The sequence below is a fragment of the Sinanaerobacter chloroacetimidivorans genome (genome assembly GCF_018128545.1).
Classification (GTDB): Bacteria; Bacillota; Clostridia; order Peptostreptococcales; family Anaerovoracaceae; genus Sinanaerobacter; species Sinanaerobacter chloroacetimidivorans.
Genome location: NZ_JAGSND010000013.1, coordinates 87,246 through 112,735, shown reverse-complemented (window position 1 = coordinate 112,735; position 25,490 = coordinate 87,246). Strand labels below are relative to the sequence as shown.

Sequence of the window (25,490 nt, the reverse complement as noted above, 5' to 3'; positions counted from 1 at the left end):
AGCCTTTAATCCGAACAACTTCAATATAGCAAATATCCATTAAGATTACAAGGGTTTTCACTACTCTTTAAGTGAATTTTTAAAAGTTTTCACAACAATTTAAACAATTTTATTTTTTACGAAATTTTTGAAACTAGTTACAACTTTAGGAATCTCTAATTCCATCGCAAAAATGCTTGAAATTAAAAGGATTGCACCGAAGTATGCCCGCATCGTCAGGACCTCACCTGCAAAAGCAAATGCAACAATGCCTGCAAAAACGGGTTCCAGAGAGAAGATTACGCCAACGTGGGATGCACTGGTATATTGCTGTGCCAATACCTGTATGATAAATGCGGCCCCTGTACAAAATACTGCAAGAAACAAAACTGCAACCCAGACTTTCGGTGTCTTCGGCAATACAGGATTTTCGACAAAAAAAGCCAGAACCAAATTATAGATACCGGTAAATCCCAACTGGAAAACTCCCAGCTGAAAGGCATTTATTTCCTCTTTCTTTACTGCATTTTCTGTAATCAAAAGGTCCACTGCATAAGCAAAGGCACATAAAATACACAGAATATCCCCGAGAGCAGGTCTGAGCTGCTCGTTCAGAGTCAGCAATCCAATCCCCACAAGACACATAACAACAGCAATCAATAATTTTTTATCCGGTTTCTTTCTCTGGAAAATAAAAGCCAAAACAGGTGTAATGACCACCGTCAGGGCGCACAGAAAACCGGCATTCGAAAGACTTGTATAGCGGACACCGTAGGTAGCACCGATATACACCACAAGAAGAACGGCGCCCAGTAAAGCACTGTACTTTAATGTGATTCTGTTTACTGTTTTCAGTTTTGGAAATGCCAGAATCCCTGCTGCAATAAATGCAATGAGAAACCGAAGAGCATTAAGAGTAAAAACATTGATTTCACTAAAACTGATGTCAATCAACAGGTAAGAAACTCCCCAAAACAGGGTCACTAGAATGAGCATTAAATCAGCTTTTAATTGCTTGGTCATCTTAAATCTCCGCTATAAACATCTCCAAGGCCAGAGATGAATCTAAAAAACCGGTCTTGATATTTTTATCCACTTCATAGGCCTTCTGCAAAACCCTGGTAAGGTGTTTTAAAGAGAATCTCTCCGAAAACTCCATTGCCTTTCTGATACGAAACTCGTGTATGCCAAGATAATCTTTCATGTCCTGCAGTGAACAACCCTCTTCTCTCATTTCCTTTACCGACAGTATCAATTCAAAATTTGAACAGATTAAGGAAAGCAGCATGTATTCCTTTTCACCTGACAGAAGGAGATTATGAAGCAGTTGATATGCCTCTTCTTTTCTGCCTTTGCTTAAAGAATCCATCATCGAAAATACGTTGGTATCCAGATTGCCGGACACCGTATCCTTAATATCCTTCAGCAGTATTTCATTGCCTTCGGTGTGAGCAACAGCTTTTTTAATATCGTTATCCAGATTATACAAGGTATAATCGGTCTCTTTATCATAGTAGCCGGAAGAAGCAATGAATTCGGCTATCACCGGTGCTTTGGCCGTCTTCCCCGCTTCCTTGAACTTTTTCTCAATAAAGGATTTTAAGGAACGTTCATCCAGTTCATTAAATTCGTAAACGCTGCCCGTTTCGGCTATTACTTTCAGAAGTTTCTTTCTTTTATCCGTATTCTCGGAGGTCAGAATCAACATGCAGCTATCCGGAAGGTTCTTCAGGTAATCGGCAAGGCGTTTTTCGTCATCTTCTCCGATACTTTTGGTTTTTGTGCCTTCCAAAAGCTTGAAATCCCGAATCAGCACCACTCTCTGCCGGGACATCATAGCCAGAGTTTCGCAATTTTGAATGATTTGATCTACCGTTACCGTGGGTCCGTCCAGCTTAAAAAAATCCAGCTCTCTGCAGGCAGGATTCACATAACGGTTCACAATGGCATCAATGGCCCATTGAATCAGATATTCCTCTTTCCCGTAAAACAGCAACAGATTCTTCAGGCCATCATTTTTTAGTTCCTTGTCTAATCGTTTAAACGCGTGTTCTCCTCCAGCATTGTTCTTATATGCCATGTCATCTCCTTTTTCTTAAGCTCCAATAGTACAGCTCCATGCAAGTCATTCCTATATATCATTATACCTTTTTTTTCACATTTTTCAATGACCACAGGATGAGGATGTCCGAAATTATTTTTTCCCACTTGAAAAACAGCGATTTGCGGATCCACAGTTTTTAAAAACACATCTCCGGTAGAATATCGGCTGCCATGGTGTCCGATTTTCAAAATATCCGACTGCAGCTTTTCAGGGTCTTCCCGATAGTGTTTCAGAATCTGGTTTTCTCCGTCAAACCCCATATCGCCCGTCATCAATACATCCATATCCAGGAAGGATAATTTCATCAAAAGGCTGATTTCATTTTCATCCGCGTCCTCCCGAATCAGTTCGTGATATTTTTTGATGGACTGCTCCTCGGGATAAAGGATCTCGATCCAAATGCCGTCTTCAATGGAAATCCGTTCTCCGGCGGTCAGGTATAGCATGTTTTCTTTTTTCAGTCCCGTTTCGGCTAAAATTTCTTCTTCCCGGAGCGCGTTGGCTTCATAGGTTCCAAGTTTTTTTATTTTCAAATTTTGAGCTAGCTGAACCAGGCCTAAATAATGATCGTCATGATGATGTGTAACAATGGCCAGATCAATAGAACGCACTCCGTTTTTCAAAAAATAAGGCAGCAGGATCTTATCGCCCACGTCGTAATTCTGACTTCCCCCGCCATCTATCAGAATGTTTTTTCCTGTCGGCGTTTTGATATGAAGACAATCACCCTGTCCCACATCTAAAAAAACAAGCCCGGCTTTATGGGTCTCCGATCCGAAATACAAGTGAAGGCCACAAGACAGAATGAGGAAGATGAGGATGTATGTCATGATTTTTCGGAACAGCTTCCTTTGATATAAGATCCTGCAGTACTCCGAAGACAGAAAAAATAACAGGCTGTAAAAAAAGAAAAGAAATCCAATAGACGGGCTGGTAACAGGAAAGAATCCCAGTCCGGGATGATAGAAAAAATCATTTAGCCGTATCATAGCTCCAATGAACAGCTCTGCCGCCTGTGCTCCCACCCCGAAAATCATTCCTCCGATAAAGGATAAAGGAATCAATGAAATTCCAATAGGTATCAGGATTCCTGCAATGACAATGACAGGGGTATTCACGAAAAATGAAGCAATCGAAAAATAATTGAAAAGATAAGCGGTCAGCGGCGCCATTCCCATTTGAATCACCAGAAGAGGAGCCAAAAATCGGATCATTTTTATTACTGTCTCAATGTGACAGGGCGTCTCCAATTGACAGAGCGCCTCCAGCTTGTCGACCCACCGAAGAAAGCCGGGAAGGACAATGGCGAGACAGAACACAGCCATATAGGAAAGCTGAAATCCGACATTAAACAAATAATAAGGATTTACCAGTACCATGGCAAGGGCCCCTGCCGAGGCGCAGGCGGTAAAATCATAACGTCTGTAAATGATTTTTGCAGTCATATGAACGACGATCATCAGCTCCGCCCTCACCACCGATGGCGAGAACTCTGCCAAAGCCGCATAAAAGGTCAATATCAATAAAGAGATCCCATAAAAAAGCATACTTTTTCTTCCGCCAAGAAGCTTGCTGATATAAAGATACAGAATTCCCACATGGATGCCGGAAACACTGAGTATATGGGCAATACCGTTCTTCTGAAAGGATTCGTATAAATCATCGCTCATCAAGCTTCTGTCGCCGAAGAGCATGCCGATAAAGATCCCGTGAGCCTCTTCCGTCATGGATTTTTGAAGCAAGACCGTAAAATAATGTTTGAAACGGGATAACTGATTGGCCAAGGGGTTCCCCTTTGTGTCCAAAAGGAAAATTTGATTTTTCTCTGACCTCAGAATCACATGAACGCCTTTTGTCTTTAAATACAGCTGATAATCAAAAAGTTTGGGATTTCTGCTGCCTGGAGGAATTTCTACGGTGCCGTATACTTGAACGTTCCTTCCCACCATTTCGTGAGGGTGATCAAGAATCCCTTTTACGCAGACCAGACGGTACCAACCTCCGCTTCTCATAAGGAACTGCATTCCGTATTCACTCTTGACCTCGTATGTGATCACTCTGCCTGTGACTGTGCAGTTTTCTCCAGCCTGAGTTTCCAAAGGATCCGTTCGACTGGCAGCAGCATAAAAATACCAGCAGCCCAGTACGCCGATCAATAAAAAAAGGCTCAGAGTTTTGTAATAACTTCTGGCCTGGCGATAGAAAAAACTGAAAAATAGCAGCAATAATGAAAGAACGGTTATAAAAACCAAAAAATGCAAACCAAATTTAAGATGGAATTCTACAGCAATTCCACTGATAAAGGATAGAAATATAAAAGCAATTGGTCTTCTCAAAAGAACTCCTCCGAATACTTTTGGAAAAACCGCCCCTTCTCATTCTCAATATAACATTATTTGGTAATTATGTCAAATCTTTAATTCGCCGGCAGTGATCGATGCCCCAATCCAATTACAACCTCATTCAGATGAAGCAATCCGATACTCATAAAGATGCAAACACTTAAATGTTCCCGATGTCTGCAGATAGCCACCTTCCCTCCGCCGTTCAGGCCGGTGGCTTTTGCCGCAATCTGCATTAAAGCTTCCCTTGAGGCTCCCGCAATGGCTCCGTCCTGTACATGACATTCCTTGGTTACACCGCTTTTTCTGGAAGCGATGATTGCCCTTTCGATAACCAAATGGATCGAGTTCACAATATCACCGCCGATATCCACAGCAGCTCCATAAATTTCTTTTTCTTTCAGCTTTTCAATAAGCTGTTCCTCCGCTGCTCTGTTCGATGTAATTGCCAGCTTGATTGCAGCTCTGGCTACGTCCACACTATCATACATACCTACCAACCCTCCATGCTTCCTGTGTATTTTCCATACGTGATTTCCATCCTATGATGCCCTTTTTCCTACACATTATTATACTTCTTAGAGATTGAAAAATCAACCTGACAGGCTCCAATATTACAAGTATGTGTCTTTGTTGATATTTCCATTAACACTATTGACTCGCTATGTTATAATAGATTGGGGATTCATTACAATTAATTAATGAGGCAGGTGATCACGTTGACCGATGAGTTTAATAAAGGTAACAAGCAAAGGGAAATAGATGATTTCTTTGACAAGTTTGACAAAATCAGTAACGAATTCGATAGAAGTATAAATAGAACAGATAAAACAGAGGATACAAAAAGTAAATTGAATCAGGATACCGGCAGAACGGTAATCAGTAATTTGAATGATATCGATGAGCATTCCCCAGCCCTACCGGATCAACCGGAGCGAAAGACTAGATTGGAAAGGCTTTCCGAGTCTAAACCCCAGAATCTGTTTACAAAGATATCGGATAAAATCAGCTCCCAAAAAAGTTCTGAACCAACAGAAAATAAGGGAAATACGAATGTGAAGAGTACACTTGACAGTGTAGAGGGACCTATGAAAAAGAAAAAAAAGAAAAAGTATTCACTCAATAAGAAGCAATTTTTTAAGTTTATCCTATTTACATGCCTGATCTTCATCATCATACTCGGGGCTGTGGTGACATCCATTATCGTAACCACTCCTCCTATTAAACCGGAGAATATTTATTCGCTTCTCGCGGAAAATTCCGTGCTTTATGACGATGAAGGCAATATTGTAGACAGTATTCTGACCTCAGAAGGTCTGCGTACGAACGTATCCTATTCCGACTTGCCGGATGACCTGGTAAATGCGTTCGTCTCTATTGAAGACAAAACATTCTGGGATCACAACGGTTTTAATTTTGTACGTATATTGGGCGCAATCAAAGAAAGCGTCTTTGAGGGCGGATCTATCAGCGGAACAAGTACCATCACCCAGCAGCTGGCTAGAAACCTGTATCTTGCGGAAACCAAGGCGGATTACTCCCTGACGCGAAAAATTAAAGAAGCCTATTATGCGGTGCTATTGGAGCGTCATCTATCCAAGGAGCAGATCATTGAGGCTTATTTAAACACGATTTTTTTAGGATACAATTCCAACGGGGTCCAGGCAGCATCACAAGCATATTTTTCAAAGGATGTATCCGAATTAACACTTGAAGAATGTGCTGCCCTTGCAAGTCTTCCCCAGGCTCCGGATCGGCTGGCCCTTATAAAAAGATACGAAAGTGATCAGGTGGAAGCCGACAATCCGAATATCCTCCGCCGCGGTGATATCTACACATTGGTTTATAATGATGCTGTAAAAGACAGAAAAAATCTGGTGCTCAGCTTTATGTATGATCAGGGAAAGATCAGCAAAGAAGAGCTTGAGACGGCACAAGCAGCCGATTTAAAACTGTCAATGAATCCGAGTGAGGATACGTCCAATGAAATCTCATCCTACTTTGCTGATTTTACGATTAAAGAAGTGGTAAAAGACCTCATGAAGGAATATGACATCGACGAATCAAAAGCAAAACAGATGATCTATAACAGCGGTCTTCGCATCTACACGACCATGAACACGAACATGCAAAAAATTGCGGAGCAGGAATTTACCAATAACGGCAATTTCCCCAAGGTTACCGGATTAAAAAAGGATGGTGCCGGTAATGTATTAAATTCCAACGGCGGAATTCTTCTGTACAGTTATGACAATTACTTTGATTCCGAGGGTAATTTTACATTATCTTCTGATGAATACACCTCGGTTGATAATGGCGGAATCAAATTATTCAAAGGAAAACGGCTTAACTTCTATAAAACGGAAGTCCAGGGCCAAATCGATTACAGTGTAGAATTCAAGGATATGTATGTAGTGCAGGACGGCATCTTCTACTCTATGAAAGGCGGCGTTATCCAGATACCTCAGCAATACAAAAGCAAAGATGAAGACGGAAATTTAATCATTGACGGAAAATTCTTTGAAGAGAAACCGGATTTCTTTGAGTTTATTCCTTCCGGTATCAAACTGGGCAACAGTCATTACGTACTGAAACAGAAAATCATACAGCCCCAGTCGGCTATGGTTATTTTTGATTATAAAACCGGTGGTATCAAAGCAATGGTCGGGGGCAGAAATATCGAAGGCAGATTGCTGTTCAACCGCGCTACCAGTCCTCGTCAGCCCGGTTCTGCTATCAAACCTATGGGGGTTTACGGCCCTGCTTTACAAAGTGCTGTGGATAAAGCAAACTCAGGACAGGTAAATTCAGCCTCCGAAGGTAACAGCTACGGTAATCTGTGGACCGCTGCCAGTGTTATTGACGATGCTCCGCTTACCATCCAGGGCAAGCTCTGGCCAAAAAACTGGTATAACGGATATCGGGGCTTATATACCATGCGGCAGTCTATCGAACAATCTGTGAATGTAAACGCGGTAAAAGTCTTTAGTGAAATCGGCGTTTCCAATTCCGTAAGCTTTTTAAAGAAGCTTGGTGTTACCAGTATTATAGAATCCGGAAATGTAAATGATATGAATGCGGCGGCCTTGGCACTCGGCGGTATGAGCAAGGGTGTCTCACCTCTGGAAATGGTTGCCGGTTATGGTTCATTCGCAAATCAGGGTTTTTATACCGAACCTATTTCTTATACGAAGGTTACCAATAAGCGTGGAGAGGTCATTTTAGAAAATTCCGCTGCAAAAGAACAGGTGATGGATAAAGGTGTTGCCTTTATTATAACCGATATGCTCAGAACCACCGTAACCAACGGAATCGCTAAAGGAGCTGCCATAGGCAGTCAGCCTGTAGCCGGCAAAACAGGAACCACCTCCGATAACTACGACGCTTGGTTTGTAGGATTTACTCCTCAATACGCAGCTTCCGTCTGGATCGGAAATGACGTGAATATCGAATTGAGTCAGGGAAGTGCGGCAGCCGCCAAGCTTTGGAGCAAAATTATGAAACAGGCACATTCCGGCATAGCTTCCGGAAGTTTCCCGTCTGCCGATAACGTGATCAGCGTTGCCATCGATTCCAAATCCGGTCGTTTGCCGTCTGAGTTAAGCGCCCTTGATTCAAGAGGAACCGTAATCAACGAATATTTTGTCAGAGGGACGGAGCCGACCACAACGGATAATGTACACGTTTCCGTGACCGTATGCAGTGACAGCGGGTATCTGGCTACTCCTTACTGCCCCAATGCAGTAACAAAGGTTGCGGTAAAACGTCCCTATGCCGTAAATCCAAGCGTAGGCGATATCGAATATGAGGCACCCGGTTATTACTGTAATCTGCATAATCTGGATACCTCAACCTATCCTATTGATCCGAACGCCACTTTAAATCCTGACTTCAACTGGGACGGAAACCCCGGCGGAGGTTCTGACAATGAAGACGGCGGCATAATCATCAATCCGGGAGATAATAATCATAAGCCGGATGATGAAAATGCCCCTCCTGACTGGTTAAATTTCTTAAATTAAAAAGAAAAACTTATCGTTTTGATTTTGGAGAAAAAATTAAAGCCACGAAATATCCAAATACGACTGCTGCAGTTACACCTGCGGCAGTATTTTTTATGCCTCCGGTAATTGCGCCAAGAAATCCATCTTTTGCTCCATCCATGGCACCCTTTGCCAAAGAATAGCCAAATCCCGGAAGAGGAACGGTGGCACCATTTTTTGCAAATTTGACAAGTGGTTCATATAAACCCAATCCTGTCAAAATAGCTCCTGCAACCACAAAAATAACCAAAATTCTGGGAGCCGTCAGTTTTGTTACATCCATGAGGATTTGACCAATGACACAAATAATACCCCCTATCAGAAATGCGTATAAATAATCCATTAATTCCCCCCTCCTTCCGTTGTCACTGCAACTGCGTGAGCGATTCCCGGTATGGATTCGCCCTGCTGCGGACTAATAGTAGAAAGCAAAGCACCCGTCGAAAGAAGAAGAGCATTTTTTATTTTGCCGGTTCTCATTTGCTTATAAACATAGCCGGCGAAAATTGCGGCTGAACATCCGCATCCGCTGCCGCCGCTATGGGTATCCTGATTCTTATCGAATAACATAGCACCGCAATCATCATATACCGAAGTAACGTCCATGTTGGCGCCCTTCAGCAAGTCTACGGCGATTTCCTTACCAATCAAGCCCAAGTCTCCGGTGAGAATAATATCGTAATCATCCGGCTTCTTTCCGGTATCTGAGAAATGCCTCATAATGGTATCCACTGCTGCAGGAGCCATGGCCGCCCCCATCTGGTTTACATCCTTTATACCGGTATCTATAATTTTACCAATGGTAGCATGGGTAACATAGATTTCCTTTGCTTCCTGGCCCATTGCAACTACACTGTCCCCTTTATCCTTAGCGGAAACTACCATGGCACCAGAAGCTGTCGCAGTCCATTGAGCGGATGGCGGCCTTTGATTCCCATGTTCAAGGGGATTCCTGAATTGTCTCTCCGCCGTGCAATAGTGGCTGGATGCACCAGCAAGGATGTTTTGTGCATAGCCTCCATCAACCAATACAGAGCCTAAAACCAGCGATTCCGCCATGGTAGAGCAGGCGCCGTAGAGCCCAATAAAAGGCAAGGCAAGATCTCTGGCCATAAAAGATGACGACATGAGCTGATTTATCAAATCACCGCTTAAAACGGTATCAATATCTTCTTTGTTTTTCCCTGATTTTTGCAGAGCGATTAACAGAGATTGCTTTAGCATTTTACTTTCCGATTTTTCCCAAGTCTTTTCTCCATAGGTATCATCGTCTAAAATCGTATCAAACCACTGAGCCATCGGACCTTTTCCTTCTTTTTCACCAACGATGGAATAGGCCCCAATAATACGAGGTTTCTGACGAAATAATAATGTCTGTTTGCCTAACTTATTTTTCATTTCTGCCTCCTATTTTATCAAATAATATAATATGCCGATAATAGCTCCGGCAGAAAAACCACTAACAAGAACGGGTCCTGCAAGGCTGAACAGCTTTGCTCCGACACCAAGAACGGGTCCTTCTTTTTTAAATTCGATTGCCGGTGCTACCATAGAATTGGCAAATCCTGTAATGGGGACGATGACGCCGGCTCCTGCAAATTTTGCAATGGTATCGAATACACCAAAACCCGTCAGCAGCTGGGCTGTGCATACCAATATAACGGTAACATAAGCACCTGCATTTTTCTCACTTAACCCTCTATCCATCAATTCATTTTGTAAGTATAAAGCCGCTACACATATAAGGCCGCCCACAATAAATGCTTTCAAACAGTTTGAAAAATATTTCGGACTGGGTGTGAATTGTTTTACATATTGTTCGTATTGTTTTGTCGCTTCCTTTTTTTTATTTTTATTTTGTTTTTCCTGTTGTTTAGCCATTTTCTACCCTCCTCTAAAAATATTTTATCCATAAATATTTTTTCAATTCTTAGTAAAAATTGTGACAGCAAAAGAAAAAAGTACACCTCCAAAAATTAGATCTTCATCTCTAACTTTTGGGGTGTACTCTTGGTTTTCATTTCAGGTACTTATTATAAGCCTGTTGGCAAAATGAATCGAATGTTATTTTTTTGAAGCTGCGTCAAACAAGCTTTCAGCATTATCCCATTCTTCAATGATCTGCGGAATTACCTTGTAAAGGTCACCAACGATACCATAGTCGGCCACTTCAAAGATCGGAGCATCCGGATCCTTGTTGATTGCTACGATGATATCAGATGTCTGCATTCCAGCCAGATGCTGAATGGCTCCTGAAATACCGCAGGCGAAATAGATTCTAGGCTTAACGGTAGTACCGGTCTGACCAACCTGATGGGAATGGTCGATCCAGCCAGCGTCAACGGCTGCTCTGGAAGAACCTACAACGCCGCCAACTTTGTCAGCAAATTTCTTGATCATTTCAAAACCGGAAGAATCACCAAGACCACGTCCTCCGGAGCAGATGATTTCCGCATCTGTCAAGGACACGATTTCTTTGGCAGATTTTACGATATCAACGATTTCAGTTCTGATATCGCTCTTTTGGATGGCAGGATTCACCTTGATCAGTTCTCCCGTAGCACCTTCCGCCTTTTCTTTTTTCTGCATAACGCCAGGTCTTACCGTTGACATCTGCGGTCTGGTTTTTGGGCAGATGATGGTCGCCATGAGGTTTCCGCCGAAAGCAGGACGGGTTTGCTTCAGACCCTTATCATCGGAATTCGGATCCAGTGAGGAGGTGTCTAATGTCGTGTTCTTGTTTGCATAGTCAATATAGCTGGAAACCTTCACATCCAGTCTTGTACAGTCTGCTGTAAGTCCGGTGTTCAGTCTTGCAGCTACTCTCGGGGCAAGGTCTCTTCCGATATGAGTAGCGCCCAGCAGAACGATTTCAGGTTTATATTTCTTGATGGCATCTACCATAACCTTGGTATATCCGTCTGTTGTATAATTTTCCAGAAGATCATCTTCAATCAGATATACGGTGTCTGCACCATATTCATAGCATTCTTTTGCAAGATGTTCAATTTTATTACCTACTACAACTGCACAAACTTTTGTATCATCGCCGATTTCTCTTGATAATCTGTGACCTTCTCCGATCAATTCAAGCGCAACGTTCATCAGCTTGCCGCGTCTTTGTTCCGCATAAACCCAAACGTGTTTATAGGCGCTAAGATCAACCGGACCCTCTGCTTCTGCTGTCTTTTCAATCGCTTTAAAAGGACAGGCCGGGATACACTGGTTGCAGGCAGTACATTTTTCATTGATGACTGCCAGTTTGCCTTCCATGTCGATTGCCTCAAATGGACATGCCTTGATACATAATTTACAGCCTTTACATTTATCACTTAAAACTTTAATTGCCATTCTTTTGTCCTCCTCCTCTATTAGATTACATGCTTGGCTTTCAGATTGATCAATAAAGCCTTCGCCTGTTCTTTTTCACCATCAGCCTCAATCATCATTCCTTTGCCTTTTGGTGCAGGAGTGAAGGATCGATATACATTTGTCGGAGAGGCATCCAGTCCTACAGTTGCAAGATCTACCTCGATATCTTTTGCATTCCAAACTTTCACTTCTTTGTTTGCCCAGTCAAAGATACCGTTGATCGACATATATCTTGGATTGTTCAGTTCTTTTATTGCTGTAAGCATACAAGGAGTCTGGATCTTGATTAATTCATAGCCGTCTTCCAGCGCTCTTTTTACAGTGATATGTTTCTTATCTTCAGCAATTTCAAATTCTGTTACATAAGTTACCTGAGGTAATCCAAGCTTTTCAGCAATCTGTGGTCCAACCTGAGCAGTATCACCGTCGATAGCCTGACGGCCTGCAAAGATCAGGTCAAATTCCCCAAGTTTGTTGATGGCTGCCGCAAGAGCATTGGAAGTTGCCCAAGTGTCAGATCCGCCGACGGCTCTGTCACTTACCAGCACGCCTTCGTCAGCACCCATAGCCAAACATTCCAAAAGCATATCTTTTGCCTGAGGAGGACCCATAGTTACTACCGTAACGTGGGTATCAGGATATGTATCTTTAATTTTTAAAGCTTCTTCCAGGGCATTTGCATCATCGTGATTTAGAATGCTGGGTACGCCTTCTCTGATTAGAGTCTTTTTCACTGGGTCAATCTTGATTTCGTTTGTATCAGGAACCTGCTTTGCGCAGACTATAATTTTAAATGCCATTTTTCTTTCCTCCCTCTTCTATTATTTACCAAATACTGACGCTGCAATAACAATTTTCTGAACTTCAGAGGTACCTTCATAGATTTCAGTAATCTTGGCATCTCTCATCATTCTTTCTACCGGATAATCCTTTGTATATCCGTAGCCGCCGTGCAGCTGCACAGCCTTGGTTGTTACATACATAGCGGTTTCAGCAGCAAATAATTTCGCCATTGCAGAAGTGGGACCATAAGCCAAATGCTTATCCTTCATGTCTGCAGCTTTATAGATCAGCAGTCTGGCTGCTTCAATTCTTGTTTTCATCTCAGCAATATCGAATTGAAGAGCTTCCATTTGGGAAAGCTTCTTTCCGAATTGCTTTCTGGATTTCATGTATTCAACGGTAACATCAAAAGCTCCCTGTGCAATTCCCAGCGCCTGGGATGCAATACCGATACGGCCTCCATCCAGAGTTGACATCGCAACCTTGAAACCTTCTCCTACTTTTCCGAGAAGATTTTCTTTTGGAACCTTACAGTTCTGGAAAATCAATTCTGTAGTTGAGGAACCGCAGATACCCATCTTTTCTTCTGTTTTACCGATGGAGAAACCTTCAAACCCTTTTTCAACGATAAAGGCACTGATGCCGCCTCGGGTACCCTTGGATTTGTCTGTCATTGCCATTACAACAAAGGTGTCGGCATAGCCGCCATTTGTAATAAATACTTTAGCACCGTTTATCAGCCAGTGGTCGCCCATATCAACGGCTCTCGTCTGTTGCCCTGCAGCATCGGTTCCTGCGTTTGGCTCGGTTAATCCAAACGCACCAAGGTGTTCGCCTTTTGCAAGAGGAACCATATACTTTTGCTTCTGCTCTTCAGTTCCCCATGCCCAGATTGGCCATGCGCAAAGGGATGTATGAGCGGAACAGATAACTCCCGTAGATGCACAGACTCTGGATAGTTCTTCTACTGTGATGGCATAAGAGATATGGTCTCCGCCGGCTCCACCCAGTTCTTTCGGGAATGGTACGCCTAAAAGACCGTATTTTGCCATTTTCTCTACTGTTTCAACCGGGAATCTATGTTCCTTGTCGATTTCGGCAGCTAGTGGTTCCACCTCGTTAACAGCAAACTCTCTTACCATTTTCCTTACAAATTCTTGTTCTTTCGTTAGTTGAAAGTTCATGTTTTAGCCTCCTTAAATTATTATATCTGTAACACATTTTTTATTTAATTGAAATTTTTTGAAACTAAACTTGTAGAATCCTCGTTATAAAAATAACATTATATAATATCAGTAAACAACATTTTCCTCTTTTTTGCAACCTTTTCTTGCAATGATTTTTATGTTTTTTTTTATATACTTAAAACTCCGAAATAGACTGAAAATTCAGATGTTTTGAGTGCTTTGGAGAAACATGGAAAGGTCCTGCGGCGACACAAAACAACAACAAAAAATGACCCTGTTTCTGATGAAAAAAATTTCATCGTATCTTTTATTTTAGAATTCATTTTTTAAATTCGTTTGTTATTTATCTAGCATATAAGCAGCAATTTTCATCAGATAAAAACAGAGGGCGGCTGATCTCCGCCGTGAAAAAAATTTCCCACCATAAAAAAAGAGCAGGACTGCCCTCTTCGTGAGACAATCCTGCTATTCCATTTCCTGCCTTAAGGTGGCAAGCACCTTTTTTTCTATTCTGGATACCTGTACCTGAGAAATTCCCATCAGTCCTGCGATCTGCTGCTGGGTCATGTCCTTAAAATATCTGAGAACAATGATCTGCCTTTCCTTGTCAGATAATTTGCCGATGATACTCTTCAGGTGTATCATATCGATATTCCGCTCTTCCGTTTCCGTATACAATTCCTTGTTTTGCCGTTCCTGCCTGTCAGGATCATCCAGGCTTTCAAAATTGTTTAAAGCGTCACTGGCCTCCATAATGCTCAGCACACTCTCCACATCCGTTTCCATAAGCTCCGCAAGCTCACTCATCTTGGGATATCTTCCGTTGTTATTATAAAAGCTTTCTTGGATATTTTTCAGATTCTTGATATCCTGCTTTACTTGTCTCCCCACTTTGATCCGTCCGTCATCCCTCAGATATCTTCTGATCTCTCCAAGAATCATAGGTACCGCATAGGTGGAAAACATCACACCGTAACTGCTGTTGAACCGATCTACTGCTTTGAGAAGTCCGATATATCCTATTTGCAGCAGGTCATCCAGTTCATATCCTGTTCCGATAAATTTTAATGCAATATTCTTTACCAGACCGGTATTTTGATATATCAACTGCTCTCTGGCCCTCTCATCTCCGCTCTTGGCCAGTTCAATCAGATCATATGTATCTTCCTTACTTAAAGCAACATAATTAGATCCCATAAGCCTTGTCCAATTTTTTCAACATTGTAACCCGGGTACCTTCATCAGTCCCCGATACCACTTCAAGTTTATCCATAAAGCTCTCCATGACGGTAAACCCCATTCCCGATCGTTCTTCATTGGGTTTTGACGTATATAGCGGCTCTCTGGCCTTGGAAACATCCTCAATGCCGACACCGTGATCAGACACGATTATGATCACCCTTCGTTCGGAATCCACCTTGCATTCCAGTTGAATCAAGCCTTTTTCGTCCTCTTTATAAGCATGGATCACGGCATTGCTGACTGCTTCTGATACTGCGGTTTTTATTTCTGTCAGCTCCTCAACGGTGGGATCCAGCGGTGTAATAAATGCAGAAACTGCGACTCTGGCAAAGCTTTCATTTTCAGAACGGTTCAAAAACTCCAGCTTCATTTGGTTCACAATGTTTTCTTTTTCTACTCTGCTATCTGTCACTGCCTTCTACCTCCTCCTCTGATGTTTCAGTCTTCATTTTTTCGATGGCCTCTTCAAGGGTCGTCATTCTCACTGCTATGGTATAAATCCCTGACATGTCCAGAATCCGATCGATATATTCATTGCAGCCCGTAATCAGCAATTTTCCCCCCAACTGCGTGATTTTATTATACCTCCCCATGATAACCCCAATACCAGAGCTATCCATAAAACTCACTTTTTCGAAATTGAAGATCAGATGCCTGGAATGGAAGGCGTCAATCGTCTTATCTATTTCTTCTCTTATTACCGCACCGGTATGATGATCCAATTCTCCATTGAGACTTGCAATCAGGATTTCGTCGGTCATTTCAAAATCTATCTGCATATAAAAAACCCCCTCTTCTCTAATTATACAGGCTTGTCCAACAGCTGTCCTTAGGAGAATGAGGGGATTTGATTCTATTTTTGTCGATTTATATAGATCCTGCTGCTGATTCTGTGCCATTATCTATAGTCAGGATATACGGTAATGGTTTCTTTGGATGCTACCGCTTCATTCACCAGTTGTTCGACATCAAGCCTGCTTTCCGATTCCAGAATCTTTTCCAGCTTCGGCTTCGTAGTCGGGTGTTTCGGTAAAAATACGGTGCAGCAATCCTCATAGGGAAGAATGGAGGTTTCATAGGTTCCTATATTTTTTGCAATATCCATGATATCTACTTTATCCAGAGCGATCAGCGGCCTCATCACCGGAATTTGAACGGAATGATCCGTAACCACAAGAGCTTCGGCCGTCTGGCTTGCTACCTGGCCCAGATTCTCTCCGGTGATCAGCATGCAGCAATCTGTTTCTCTTGCTACCTTTTCTGCGATTTTCATCATAAATCTTCGGACAAGAATGGTTGTTTCTTCTTCCGGGCAGTTCTGGACGATCAATTCCTGTATCGGCAGCAAATTAATGGTATGCATCTTAAAGCGGCTGCAATAGCCGGCAACGATCTTAGCCAGATCTACCACTTTTTCCTGAGCCCTTTCACTGGTATACGGATAAGAATGAAAATGTACGGCCTCTATCAGCATGCCTCTTTTCGCCATCATCCATGCGGCTACAGGGCTGTCTATTCCTCCGGAAAGCAGAATCATACCCTTTCCGTTCGTCCCTAAAGGCAAGCCGCCAAATCCGGAAATTTTCTGCTCATAAATGTAGGATTTATCCCTTCTCACATCCACAAATAACAGACAATCCGGATTGTGGACGTCCACCTTCAGGACTTTACATCCAATCAGTACTTGGGCTCCGATGTTTCTTGCGATGTCAGGTGACTTTACCGGAAAACTCTTATCCGCCCTTTTCGCGTCAACCTTGAAGGTTTTCACACCCTTCTTTTCAATAAGCCTCAACATAAACTCTACTGCAGCTTTTCCAATCTCTTCCATATCAGAATCCACTTCCACTGCAGGACTGATGGATGCAACTCCGAACACTCTGGAAATTTCACCCACAATTTCATCCTGATCCAGAGCAGCAGGTGCTTTCACGAAAATCAATCCTTCTTTTCGTTTCACTTCAATTCCGTCAAATTTCTTTAATGCTCTTTTGATACGGTCTACCAGCATTCTTTCAAAATAGGGCTTGTTCAGCCCCTTTAACGCAACCTCACCGCATCGAACTATAAATGTATTCCTATCTTCCATCATCTGAAGCTACCCAACTTTCTAAATTTACTTACCGCATTTTTTAAATTTATTAAAACATAATCCATCTCTTCCATGGTATGAAATTCGCTGAAGCTGAATCGGATGGCACCCTGGATCTCCTTTTCGGAAAGGCCCATGGCCTTTAAAACATAACTTTGTCCTTTTTTATGAGAGGAGCACGCAGAGCCGGTTGATACATAAATTCCCGCTTGCTCCAGGCTGTGGAGCAATACCTCGCCTCTGACTCCAAGAAAGCTTACATTGAGAATGGACGGTACCCCGTCTTCTCTGCTGTTGATTCTGATATCCTGGATCTCCGATTGGATTCCTTCTCTCAGATAACTTTTTATCCTGTTCATATTGCTGATTCGCTGCTGAAAATTCTTACTGCTTAGCTCAACAGCTTTTCCGAAGCCTGCAATTCCAGGCAGATTTTCCGTCCCGGACCTCATACTTCGTTCCTGCCCGCCTCCAAACAGATAGGGAGATATATGAATGCCTTTTCTTACATACAATGCTCCGATTCCCTTAGGTCCATGTATTTTATGTCCGCTGACGGATAATAGATCAATAGGGCTGTTTTTCAGCCGGATCGGTATCTTCCCGTAGGATTGTACCGCGTCTGTGTGAAAAAGGATATCAGATCCTTTATTCTGATCAAAGTTCTTCTTTATTAAGCCAATTTCATGAATGGGCTGTACCGTTCCCACTTCGTTATTGACCTGCATGACGGTTATTAAAATAGTTCTATCATCAATAGCCTGCTCTAATTCCTTTATTTTTATAACTCCGTCAGAGTCCACGCCGATATATTCCACCTGAAAGCCCATATCTTCCAATTTTCTGCAGCTCTCTAAAACCGCGGGGTGTTCAATCTGGGAGGTAATAATCTTATTCCCTCTTCTTTTCCTGGCCATAGCAGCTCCAAAAATGGCCGTATTATCGGATTCGGTTCCTCCTGAAGTAAAATAAATTTCTTCTTCCATGGCCTCCAGAGACAGGGCGACAGTTCTTCTGGCCTCTTTGAGAGCCTTTTCCGCTGTGATGCCCATTCTGTGCAGGGAGGATGGGTTTCCATAGTCTTCTTCCATATATCTCATGATTTCTTTCACCACTGCCCCATAGGGTTTTGTGGTGGCGCTGTTATCCAAATAAACTTCCATCCGTATTCTCCAACTATTGTAGCATCGGTTAACGAGGTAAAACACGCCGCAAAGTTTGTACTTTGTCAACCGGTGCTAGAATCCCCAATAAAGAAGAGGCTTAAGCCTCTTCTTTATTTTGCATATTCAATTGCTCTTGTTTCTCTGATTACATTAACCTTAATCTGGCCTGGATATTCCAGTTCACTTTCAATCTTTTTGCTGATTTCTCTGGCAAGGAATACAATCTCTTCGTCGTTCATTTCCTCAGGTCTGGCAATAATTCTGATTTCCCGACCTGCCTGTATTGCAAAAGATCTTTCAACACCAGGCGTTGTATTGGCAATTTCCTCAAGCTTTTGAAGTCTCTTAATATAAGTTTCAAGAGTCTCTCTTCTTGCCCCAGGTCTTGCTGCAGACAGAGCATCAGCAGCCGCGATAAGCACCGCCTCCAGGCTCTTCGGCTCATAGTCCCCATGATGGGCTGCCATGGCATTGATAATGGTTTCTGACTCTTTATATTTTCTCAGCAGATCGATACCGATATCTACATGGGTACCTTCCACCTCATGGTCTATGGATTTACCGATGTCATGGAGTAAGCCTGCCCTTTTGGCACTCTTGATATCTAGTCCCAATTCTCCTGCCATTAATCCGGCTAAATGGGCGACTTCAACGGAATGCTTTAAAACATTCTGGCCATAGCTGGTTCTGTACTTCAATCTTCCAAGAAGCTTGATCAATTCAGGATGAAGGTTATGAATACCAACTTCAAAGGTAGCCTGTTCCCCTTCTTCCTTAATGATGTTATTTACTTCTTTTTCGGCTTTTTCAACCATTTCTTCAATTCTTGCCGGATGAATACGTCCGTCAACAATGAGTTTTTCCAGAGATAATCGAGCGATTTCTCTTCTTACAGGATCAAATCCCGACAGGATGACGGCCTCAGGCGTATCATCGATGATTAAATCAATTCCTGTAAGGGTTTCAATTGCTCTGATGTTTCTTCCTTCTCTTCCGATGATTCGACCTTTCATCTCATCATTTGGAAGCGGTACTACAGAGACCGTGCTTTCTGCTACGTGATCTGCGGCACATCTCTGGATGGCTCCTGTAATAATTTCCTTTGCTTTCTTATCAGCCTCTTCCTTGGCCTTGGACTCGATGTCCTTGATCATGACAGAGGCCTCATATCTGATTTCCTTTTCAATGTTGGAAAGCAAAACGTTCTTTGCCTCCTCCACAGTATAACCAGATATTCTCTCCAGCTCTTCCATTTGCTTTGTTATAAATCCATCTAATTCCTGCTGCTTGGCTATTAATAGCTGCTCTTTATTAGTAATGCCTTCTTCTTTCTTTTCCAGATTTTCAGTTTTTCGGTCAATGGCTTCTTCTTTTTGAATCAGTCTTTTTTCCGATCTCTGAATCTCTGCTCTTCTCTCTCTTATTTCTCGCTCAACTTCACTTCTCATCCTATGAGCTTCTTCTTTTGCTTCAATGGTTATTTCCTTTTTGATGGTTTCCGATCTGTTTTCAGCATCGAGGATCATATTCTTTGCTTTTTGTTCCGCGCTTCCGATAGCTTTTTCGCCTACCGTCTTTCTGAATATATATCCAACCAAAAGCCCAAAGGCTAAGGCAACAATTCCAATGAGAATTCCAATTCCTATTCCTATGCTAACACACCTCCCTTTACTATTTATTTTTAACTTTTAACGCTTGGTTCAAACCCTTGCAGATTACTAAATATCAGCATTACGTAATTAAATATTGATATAACTACACAATATATATTATAATGTTTATCGTAACATGATGTCAAGTTGAATTAGCTTTGACCATATCAATAATTTTACAGTAACGACTATTATTGTTAATCAGATACGAATTCAGTTAAAACTACGTAAAGACAAACCAAATGAAAGGCAACCCAAAATGAATTATTTTAGAAATTTACTTAAAAATATAGATAAAGTGCTGTTAATACTGCCTGTCTGCTTTGCAGTCATCAGTGTAATTATGGTAGGGAGCACCGCCTACGAAGGAGAATTTATCATTACAAAAGATATTAAAGTTCAGATAGCCGCCTATTGTCTTGGTGCCGTAGCTTTGGCACTGGTTCTTCTTTTTGACTATAAGAACTTTGAGAGTATGGAGAAGATCATTTATGCGGGGTCGATCCTGTTTCTGCTTACGGTTTATATCCCCGGACTTGGAGTTGAGCATTTCGGTTCCAGAGCCTGGGTGGACCTCGGTCCCATTGATATGCAGCCATCGGAGCTGGTTAAAATCTCCTTTATCCTTATTTTTTCAAGCTATTTGACTCGAACACGGGGTTCCCTGATGACCTTGAAAGGGATCGGCTTTGCGATACTCTATGCTTCTCCGTTCATTCTGATTATTTTAAAGGAGGATCTGGGATCGGCCATCGTTATGTGTGTTATCGCTGTAACTATGGTTTTCTCAGCCGGCATTGATAATAAATTATTTGCAAAGCTGGCCGGCACCTTTTTAATTTCGATGCCCATTGTTTATCGTTTTATGGAATCTCACCAGAAAGAAAGGATTGACGCTTTTCTTCATCCGGAAAATCTGTCTCTCACGGGGAATTATCAGGTATGGAACTCCAAGGTTGCCATCGGTTCCGGAGGGATCTTCGGAAAAGGCCTGTTTCAAGGAACGCAGAAGGAGCTGAAATTTCTGCCGGTTCAAAAATCCGACTTTATCTTTTCCGTCATTGTAGAAGAGCTGGGATTGATAGGCGGAGCTGTTGTGATTATACTTTATACCACCTTTTTATATCGTTTACTTAAAATTGCGGATAACGCCAAAGACATGTACGGTTCACTCATTGCAGTCGGCATTCTTGCCATGTTTGGTTTTCAGATATTTGAAAATATTGCAATGACAATGGGTATCATGCCGGTAACCGGAATCACCTTGCCCTTTATCAGCTACGGCGGTTCCTCCGTGGTGGCCAATATGATCGCACTGGGTTTGGTACTCAATGTGGGAATCCGCAGTAAAATCATCAATTTCTGATGTCTGCTTGAAAACAGGATGTAAGAGCGTCTGTTTCATTAGGTATCCACAAGCTTTCAAAACAAAAAAAGCCGGGTTTTCCGGCTTTTTGATTTATCATGATTATTTTGCTTCTTCTAAAATATCGATGTCCGTTTCCAAAATTCTATCAATGATTTTTACAAAATTCTTTTGAATATAGGTGTCTTCTTTCAGGACTATGGGGAACCCGTTATTTGCAGCTACATGAATATTGTCATCATACTGAATGATTCCCGCAATCCTTGGTCGAAGGATCTCCGCAATCTCCGCGAGGCTGGGAACGAGGCCTGTACGGATCAAATTGGCTTTCACTTTGTTGATCACATAGGCCCTGTCTTGGATACCCAGATTCAGTAGTACACGGTCCAGCATGTCGGCGTCTCTGATCGCCGCATATTCAGGGACGGTGATAATTACGGCCATATCCGCGCCAGCTCCTGCAAGGACAAGTCCGTCATCGATTCCTGCGGGTGCGTCTATGAGAATATAATCGAAGTTTTTTTTCAATTTACTGCAGAGAACTTTCATATGAAGCGGTGTCATATCTGCTTTTTCCTTGTTTTGAGCAGCAGACATCAGGTATAGCTCGGGAAAACGCCTGTCCCGGATCAATGCCTGTTTGATTCTGCAAACACCGGAGAGTACATCTGCCACATCGTATACAACTTTACTTTCCAAACCCAGACAAAGATCCAGATTTCTCAGTCCCATATTCATGTCAATCAATGCGACCTTAAATCCCCTCATAGCAAGTGCAGCACCTGCATTTGCGGTAAATACCGTCTTTCCTACGCCACCCTTACCGGAAGCAATCAGAATAACCTTCCCCATTTCTATCTCCTCGTACTATTATTGTGTGATTACCGTATCTAAATTATAGTCATTATAAATTTTATCCAGTTCCAGATATTTTGCGATTACTTCTCTTGCCACCGGAGCAGCATAACCTGCTGTGCCTCCCTGGAAGAGCAGTACAGCAACAGCAATCTTCGGATCGTCGGCAGGAGCCAGGGTAACGACCCAGGCGAAGTTGTCATAGCTTGCTTTATAGGCATCCAGTTTTGCAGTGGTAACCTTTCCGTGGCTCAGATTGATAACAGCCTGTCTCACTGCGGAATTCTGGGAAGTATAGACGTCGGGATATTCCTCTAAAAGTCTATACATTTCCGTTTCTACATCTACCCATCTCAGGCTGCCGTTGATTCTCGGCAAATACTGTTTGATATATTCTACTTCATCCGGCGGATTAATCTTACCCGCTCTTTCAGCTGTTCCGGTTTTACCTGCAACTTGAACCGGGAATCCGGTAAACGCACCTTTTAAGCTTCCTTTTGAACCGGATACTACCCGTTTCATTCCCTCTATGATGTGATCCAAAGTCTCATCACTGCTGATATCGATCTTTTTACCAGGTTCTCTTTCTCTGTTTTCTTCTCCTTCTACGGCTTTAATCAAGCTCACCTGATTATGAACCCCTTTATTGCCTATGGTGGCAACATAGTTAGCCATTTGCAGCGGTGTGTAAGCATTTTCTCCCTGTCCGATGGAAATGTTGAGTTCATCTCCGGTGGTCCATGCGGCCTGATTAAAATAAGTAAATTTGCATAAATCGGCGACGGTTTCAACCATATCCTCTTTGATGCCCAATTTGCCCACTCTTTCAATCAGTTCGTTTCTGGTAGGATTTTCTTCCGTCCAACTTACAATGGTTTTAATTTGTTCATTGAGTTTTTCTTTATTATCAATGATATCTCGCTTAAAATAAATTTCTGCTCTGCCTATGAGAACATTCTTGAGATACGTTTTGATCTGTGCCAATTTTCTTTCTTCACTGGGTACAGGCACAACAGTCTCAGGAATTTCAATTCCTGTTTTCAGTCCCAAGCCATATTGCTGAGCAAAGGTTGTAATCTTTTCAATGTTCATCGGCTCAGCAAGACCCAGAGATGTTTTTTTATAGAAATCACGTCCTGTGGCAATATCGAAGAAATAGTAGTTACAGGATACTTCTATGGCTTCATACAGATTGATCAGTCCATGGGTTGTTCTGTTCCTGTTCCATACGAGACATCCGTAGGTCCTGTTTCCAAGCTTTACGTAACCGCCGTCTACCAGTTTGCGGGTAGGATCCAGCCCGCTTTCCAGAGCGGCTGTAGCCGTAACCATCTTGAAGGTGGAACCCGGCTGTACTGCTGTCCTGGCAGCAACATTGAAAAGCGGCAGCGGAGAAAGCGGATCTCTGAGATTTTCTCCCTGAAGCGAATTCCAATCCTCTTTGCTGATGCCGGTTGCAAATAAATTTGGATCAAAATCCGGATAACTTGCCATGGCCAATACATCGCTGGTTTCTACATCCAGGGCAACCACCGCACCTACATTGGCATTTTTAAAAGCTTTTCCATATTTATAATTGCCCCACTGGCTTTCGAAGGTTCCTGCTACCTGTATCTGCTTCAATGCCTGCTCCAGAGCATCCTCTGCCGTTTTCTGAAGCTCGAGATCAATGGTCAGATAGACGTCTTTCCCCTTCTCCGGTGTAGTTTCATTGATGACCCGAACCAGTTCTCCAAAAGCATTTACTTCTACATTCTTCGTTCCGTCGGTACCCTTAAGTGTGGACTCAAAGGCTTTTTCGATACCTTCCTGTCCCACCATATCATTGGACTTATACCCCATTTCGTCTACATAATGTGCCTTCTCGCTTTCCGAAATCTGGCCTAAATACCCTAAAACATGGGCTGCCGTATTTCCGTTGGGATAATATCGAATAGACTCTGCTACAACCTCAACACCCGGCAGATCAGAATTCTTTTCTTCTATGACTACGATGGTATTGTTGGAAACGCCGCTTGCAATCTTAGCAGGCATATATTTTCGATACCCCTGAGAAGACAATTCGTTTCTGACAACCATGATTTTTCTGGCTTCCTCATCCGATAAAGCATCGGAAATCTCGAACTTCTTTCGCAGGGATTCAAATGCTTCTTTGGCAGTTAAATCCGTATCGAGATAATACCGGCCCAAAAAACTTTCCTTATCCAGATCCTTGAGATACTTCATGTTCTTTACAGAAATGGGAGGAAATATGTTGTAAACCGACTGCAGCTGCTCCTGAGCTTCGTATTTATCCAGGCCCTCGTCAATGTTTTGTCGTCTCTTTATTTCTTCAAATGCTTGCTCAGCGGTAAAATCAACAGGCATACCCTGTGCCGCCAGCCAATATTCAATATCCTTTTGATACGTATAATAAAATTGTCCGTTCTCTATCAGAATCGGGAAATTGTCATAGTAAGAATCTCCGTTTGCTTCCAGAATTCTGATAAGATTTCTGGATACCGCATTAATCTGCTCATTGTTCAGGTCTCCGGCACTGATCTGCACCGTAAAACTTGGTATATTACCTGCCAGTACTCTTCCGTACCGATCCAGGATTTCTCCCCTCGGTGCTGAAGTATGAATGCTTTTGATGCTGATGTTGGATGCTGCTTCGTCCCATTTAGCACCTTCTACTACAGTCAGGCCAAAAAGTCTGATTCCCAATAGGGACATCAGAACCATGGAAAACAGCAATATTTGATTGTTTCTAGATTTTAACCATTTCATGATCGATATAAGCTCCTTGCTTCCTGTAAATTCCCCCGGTACATATATCTGTCACTTCGATGTTTGATCACTCTTCTGCTCATAAAGTGATACATGATAATCGTAACCATAACATTATAAGCCAACAGGATGCCGTGTAATTTCAAAACATAAAGGAAATGAACACCATTCCCCAGAATTCTGGTTGTTCCCCAATAAAGGAGGCCAAAGCACACGGTTCCCGCAGAAGATACGATCATCATAGAAACCCAGCTATCCTTATATAGGTACCTTTTCAGCTCCAGACAAAGAAGAGCCACCAAAAAATAAGACAATGCGGATACCCCAATAATCTCAGCAAAACAGATATCGTTGATCATGCCAAACACAGGACCTAGTATCAGGCCATGATTTCCTTCATATAGAAAAGAGAAAATCACAACCAGACATAAAATAATGTTTGGACTGACCCCCAATATTGCAAAATGATTCAATACTGTTGATTGCAGAATAAAACCCACAAAAAATAAAGCGATGGAATATCTGTATTTCAATTTGC

The 25,490-nt window shown here is 42.4% G+C and carries 21 protein-coding genes; 2 read left to right on the top strand and 19 right to left on the bottom strand.

Features of this window, described 5'->3' with window-relative positions; genetic code table 11:
- Positions 1 to 99: 99 nt before the first annotated feature.
- From KCX82_RS16780 to KCX82_RS16765, 4 genes are all read right to left on the bottom strand, one after another.
- Positions 100 to 1,002 carry a DMT family transporter gene (locus tag KCX82_RS16780; RefSeq protein WP_227019643.1) on the bottom strand — a complete coding sequence of 301 codons (903 nt, stop codon included), beginning with the start codon at positions 1,000 to 1,002 and terminating at the stop codon, positions 100 to 102.
- A 1-nt stretch (position 1,003) separates the two neighbouring features.
- Entirely contained in the window at positions 1,004 to 2,059 is a 1,056-nt protein-coding gene (gene holA, locus KCX82_RS16775) for a DNA polymerase III subunit delta (RefSeq protein WP_227019642.1), read from the bottom strand.
- Positions 2,011 to 4,419 (bottom strand): DNA internalization-related competence protein ComEC/Rec2, encoded by a 2,409-nt coding sequence (locus tag KCX82_RS16770; protein ID WP_227019641.1) that lies wholly within the window; start codon positions 4,417 to 4,419, stop codon positions 2,011 to 2,013. The genes holA and KCX82_RS16770 overlap by 49 nt, the downstream gene beginning before the upstream one ends.
- An 80-nt stretch (positions 4,420 to 4,499) precedes the next feature.
- Positions 4,500 to 4,916 carry a HutP family protein gene (locus tag KCX82_RS16765; RefSeq protein WP_227019640.1) on the bottom strand — a complete coding sequence of 139 codons (417 nt, stop codon included), beginning with the start codon at positions 4,914 to 4,916 and terminating at the stop codon, positions 4,500 to 4,502.
- A 210-nt stretch (positions 4,917 to 5,126) separates the two neighbouring features.
- On the opposite strand from KCX82_RS16765, the gene KCX82_RS16760 reads away from it, so the two are divergent.
- Entirely contained in the window at positions 5,127 to 8,447 is a 3,321-nt protein-coding gene (locus tag KCX82_RS16760) for a transglycosylase domain-containing protein (RefSeq protein ID WP_227019639.1), read from the top strand.
- Between the two features lie 10 nt (positions 8,448 to 8,457).
- Here KCX82_RS16760 and spoVAE read toward each other — a convergent pair whose 3' ends face one another.
- The 12 genes from spoVAE to rny form a co-directional block, all read right to left on the bottom strand.
- Positions 8,458 to 8,811: a stage V sporulation protein AE gene (gene spoVAE / locus KCX82_RS16755; protein ID WP_227019638.1), complete on the bottom strand. Its 354-nt coding sequence runs from the start codon at positions 8,809 to 8,811 to the stop codon at positions 8,458 to 8,460.
- On the bottom strand, positions 8,811 to 9,866 hold the full coding sequence (gene spoVAD / locus KCX82_RS16750; protein WP_227019637.1) for a stage V sporulation protein AD: 1,056 nt from the start codon (positions 9,864 to 9,866) through the stop codon (positions 8,811 to 8,813). Before spoVAD ends, spoVAE begins: the two co-directional genes overlap by 1 nt.
- A 9-nt stretch (positions 9,867 to 9,875) precedes the next feature.
- Positions 9,876 to 10,349: a stage V sporulation protein AC gene (gene spoVAC, locus KCX82_RS16745; RefSeq protein ID WP_227019636.1), complete on the bottom strand. Its 474-nt coding sequence runs from the start codon at positions 10,347 to 10,349 to the stop codon at positions 9,876 to 9,878.
- 183 nt (positions 10,350 to 10,532) lie between these two features.
- On the bottom strand, positions 10,533 to 11,819 hold the full coding sequence (locus tag KCX82_RS16740) for an electron transfer flavoprotein subunit alpha/FixB family protein (protein WP_227019635.1): 1,287 nt from the start codon (positions 11,817 to 11,819) through the stop codon (positions 10,533 to 10,535).
- Between the two features lie 20 nt (positions 11,820 to 11,839).
- A complete protein-coding gene (etfB, locus tag KCX82_RS16735) occupies positions 11,840 to 12,640 on the bottom strand; it encodes an electron transfer flavoprotein subunit beta (protein WP_227019634.1) in 801 nt (266 codons plus the stop codon).
- 21 nt (positions 12,641 to 12,661) lie between these two features.
- Positions 12,662 to 13,807 (bottom strand): acyl-CoA dehydrogenase, encoded by a 1,146-nt coding sequence (locus KCX82_RS16730; RefSeq protein ID WP_227019633.1) that lies wholly within the window; start codon positions 13,805 to 13,807, stop codon positions 12,662 to 12,664.
- 468 nt (positions 13,808 to 14,275) lie between these two features.
- Entirely contained in the window at positions 14,276 to 15,007 is a 732-nt protein-coding gene (locus KCX82_RS16725; RefSeq protein ID WP_227019632.1) for a sigma-70 family RNA polymerase sigma factor, read from the bottom strand.
- Positions 14,997 to 15,422, bottom strand: a complete 426-nt coding sequence (spoIIAB, locus tag KCX82_RS16720; RefSeq protein ID WP_264373311.1) for an anti-sigma F factor — start codon at positions 15,420 to 15,422, stop codon at positions 14,997 to 14,999. Before spoIIAB ends, KCX82_RS16725 begins: the two co-directional genes overlap by 11 nt.
- Positions 15,423 to 15,453: 31 nt before the next feature.
- On the bottom strand, positions 15,454 to 15,831 hold the full coding sequence (gene spoIIAA / locus KCX82_RS16715) for an anti-sigma F factor antagonist (protein WP_227019631.1): 378 nt from the start codon (positions 15,829 to 15,831) through the stop codon (positions 15,454 to 15,456).
- 119 nt (positions 15,832 to 15,950) lie between these two features.
- Positions 15,951 to 17,141, bottom strand: coding sequence for a tRNA uracil 4-sulfurtransferase ThiI (thiI, locus tag KCX82_RS16710; protein WP_227019656.1), 1,191 nt, complete (start codon positions 17,139 to 17,141; stop codon positions 15,951 to 15,953).
- Positions 17,141 to 18,307, bottom strand: coding sequence for a cysteine desulfurase family protein (locus tag KCX82_RS16705; RefSeq protein WP_227019630.1), 1,167 nt, complete (start codon positions 18,305 to 18,307; stop codon positions 17,141 to 17,143). Before KCX82_RS16705 ends, thiI begins: the two co-directional genes overlap by 1 nt.
- Before the next feature lie 113 nt (positions 18,308 to 18,420).
- On the bottom strand, positions 18,421 to 19,962 hold the full coding sequence (gene rny, locus KCX82_RS16700; protein ID WP_227019655.1) for a ribonuclease Y: 1,542 nt from the start codon (positions 19,960 to 19,962) through the stop codon (positions 18,421 to 18,423).
- A 259-nt stretch (positions 19,963 to 20,221) separates the two neighbouring features.
- Between rny and KCX82_RS16695 the strand changes: the two genes are divergently transcribed.
- Positions 20,222 to 21,328, top strand: coding sequence for an FtsW/RodA/SpoVE family cell cycle protein (locus KCX82_RS16695; protein ID WP_227019629.1), 1,107 nt, complete (start codon positions 20,222 to 20,224; stop codon positions 21,326 to 21,328).
- Positions 21,329 to 21,430: 102 nt separating this feature from the next.
- On the opposite strand, the gene minD is transcribed toward KCX82_RS16695, so the two are convergent.
- The 3 genes from minD to mreD are packed head-to-tail and all read right to left on the bottom strand — an operon-like array spanning position 21,431 to position 25,485.
- Positions 21,431 to 22,180, bottom strand: coding sequence for a septum site-determining protein MinD (gene minD / locus KCX82_RS16690; RefSeq protein ID WP_227019628.1), 750 nt, complete (start codon positions 22,178 to 22,180; stop codon positions 21,431 to 21,433).
- An 18-nt stretch (positions 22,181 to 22,198) separates the two neighbouring features.
- Complete coding sequence (locus KCX82_RS16685; RefSeq protein WP_227019627.1) at positions 22,199 to 24,952, bottom strand: penicillin-binding transpeptidase domain-containing protein; 2,754 nt, start codon at positions 24,950 to 24,952, stop codon at positions 22,199 to 22,201.
- Positions 24,949 to 25,485: a rod shape-determining protein MreD gene (gene mreD / locus KCX82_RS16680; protein ID WP_227019626.1), complete on the bottom strand. Its 537-nt coding sequence runs from the start codon at positions 25,483 to 25,485 to the stop codon at positions 24,949 to 24,951. Before mreD ends, KCX82_RS16685 begins: the two co-directional genes overlap by 4 nt.
- Positions 25,486 to 25,490: the final 5 nt, after the last annotated feature.

Coding starts and splice junctions, on each gene's coding strand:
- KCX82_RS16740 (WP_227019635.1), bottom strand. CDS start 11,819: ATGGCAATTAAAGTTTTAAGTGATAAATGTAAAGGCTGTAAATTATGT.
- spoVAE (WP_227019638.1), bottom strand. CDS start 8,811: ATGGATTATTTATACGCATTTCTGATAGGGGGTATTATTTGTGTCATT.
- KCX82_RS16685 (WP_227019627.1), bottom strand. CDS start 24,952: ATGAAATGGTTAAAATCTAGAAACAATCAAATATTGCTGTTTTCCATG.
- thiI (WP_227019656.1), bottom strand. CDS start 17,141: ATGGAAGATAGGAATACATTTATAGTTCGATGCGGTGAGGTTGCGTTA.
- KCX82_RS16730 (WP_227019633.1), bottom strand. CDS start 13,807: ATGAACTTTCAACTAACGAAAGAACAAGAATTTGTAAGGAAAATGGTA.
- etfB (WP_227019634.1), bottom strand. CDS start 12,640: ATGGCATTTAAAATTATAGTCTGCGCAAAGCAGGTTCCTGATACAAAC.
- spoVAD (WP_227019637.1), bottom strand. CDS start 9,866: ATGAAAAATAAGTTAGGCAAACAGACATTATTATTTCGTCAGAAACCT.
- KCX82_RS16780 (WP_227019643.1), bottom strand. CDS start 1,002: ATGACCAAGCAATTAAAAGCTGATTTAATGCTCATTCTAGTGACCCTG.
- spoIIAA (WP_227019631.1), bottom strand. CDS start 15,831: ATGCAGATAGATTTTGAAATGACCGACGAAATCCTGATTGCAAGTCTC.
- spoIIAB (WP_264373311.1), bottom strand. CDS start 15,422: ATGAAGCTGGAGTTTTTGAACCGTTCTGAAAATGAAAGCTTTGCCAGA.
- KCX82_RS16705 (WP_227019630.1), bottom strand. CDS start 18,307: ATGGAAGTTTATTTGGATAACAGCGCCACCACAAAACCCTATGGGGCA.
- KCX82_RS16760 (WP_227019639.1), top strand. CDS start 5,127: ATGAGGCAGGTGATCACGTTGACCGATGAGTTTAATAAAGGTAACAAG.
- KCX82_RS16725 (WP_227019632.1), bottom strand. CDS start 15,007: ATGGGATCTAATTATGTTGCTTTAAGTAAGGAAGATACATATGATCTG.
- KCX82_RS16765 (WP_227019640.1), bottom strand. CDS start 4,916: ATGTATGATAGTGTGGACGTAGCCAGAGCTGCAATCAAGCTGGCAATT.
- holA (WP_227019642.1), bottom strand. CDS start 2,059: ATGGCATATAAGAACAATGCTGGAGGAGAACACGCGTTTAAACGATTA.
- spoVAC (WP_227019636.1), bottom strand. CDS start 10,349: ATGGCTAAACAACAGGAAAAACAAAATAAAAATAAAAAAAAGGAAGCG.
- KCX82_RS16695 (WP_227019629.1), top strand. CDS start 20,222: ATGAATTATTTTAGAAATTTACTTAAAAATATAGATAAAGTGCTGTTA.
- minD (WP_227019628.1), bottom strand. CDS start 22,180: ATGGGGAAGGTTATTCTGATTGCTTCCGGTAAGGGTGGCGTAGGAAAG.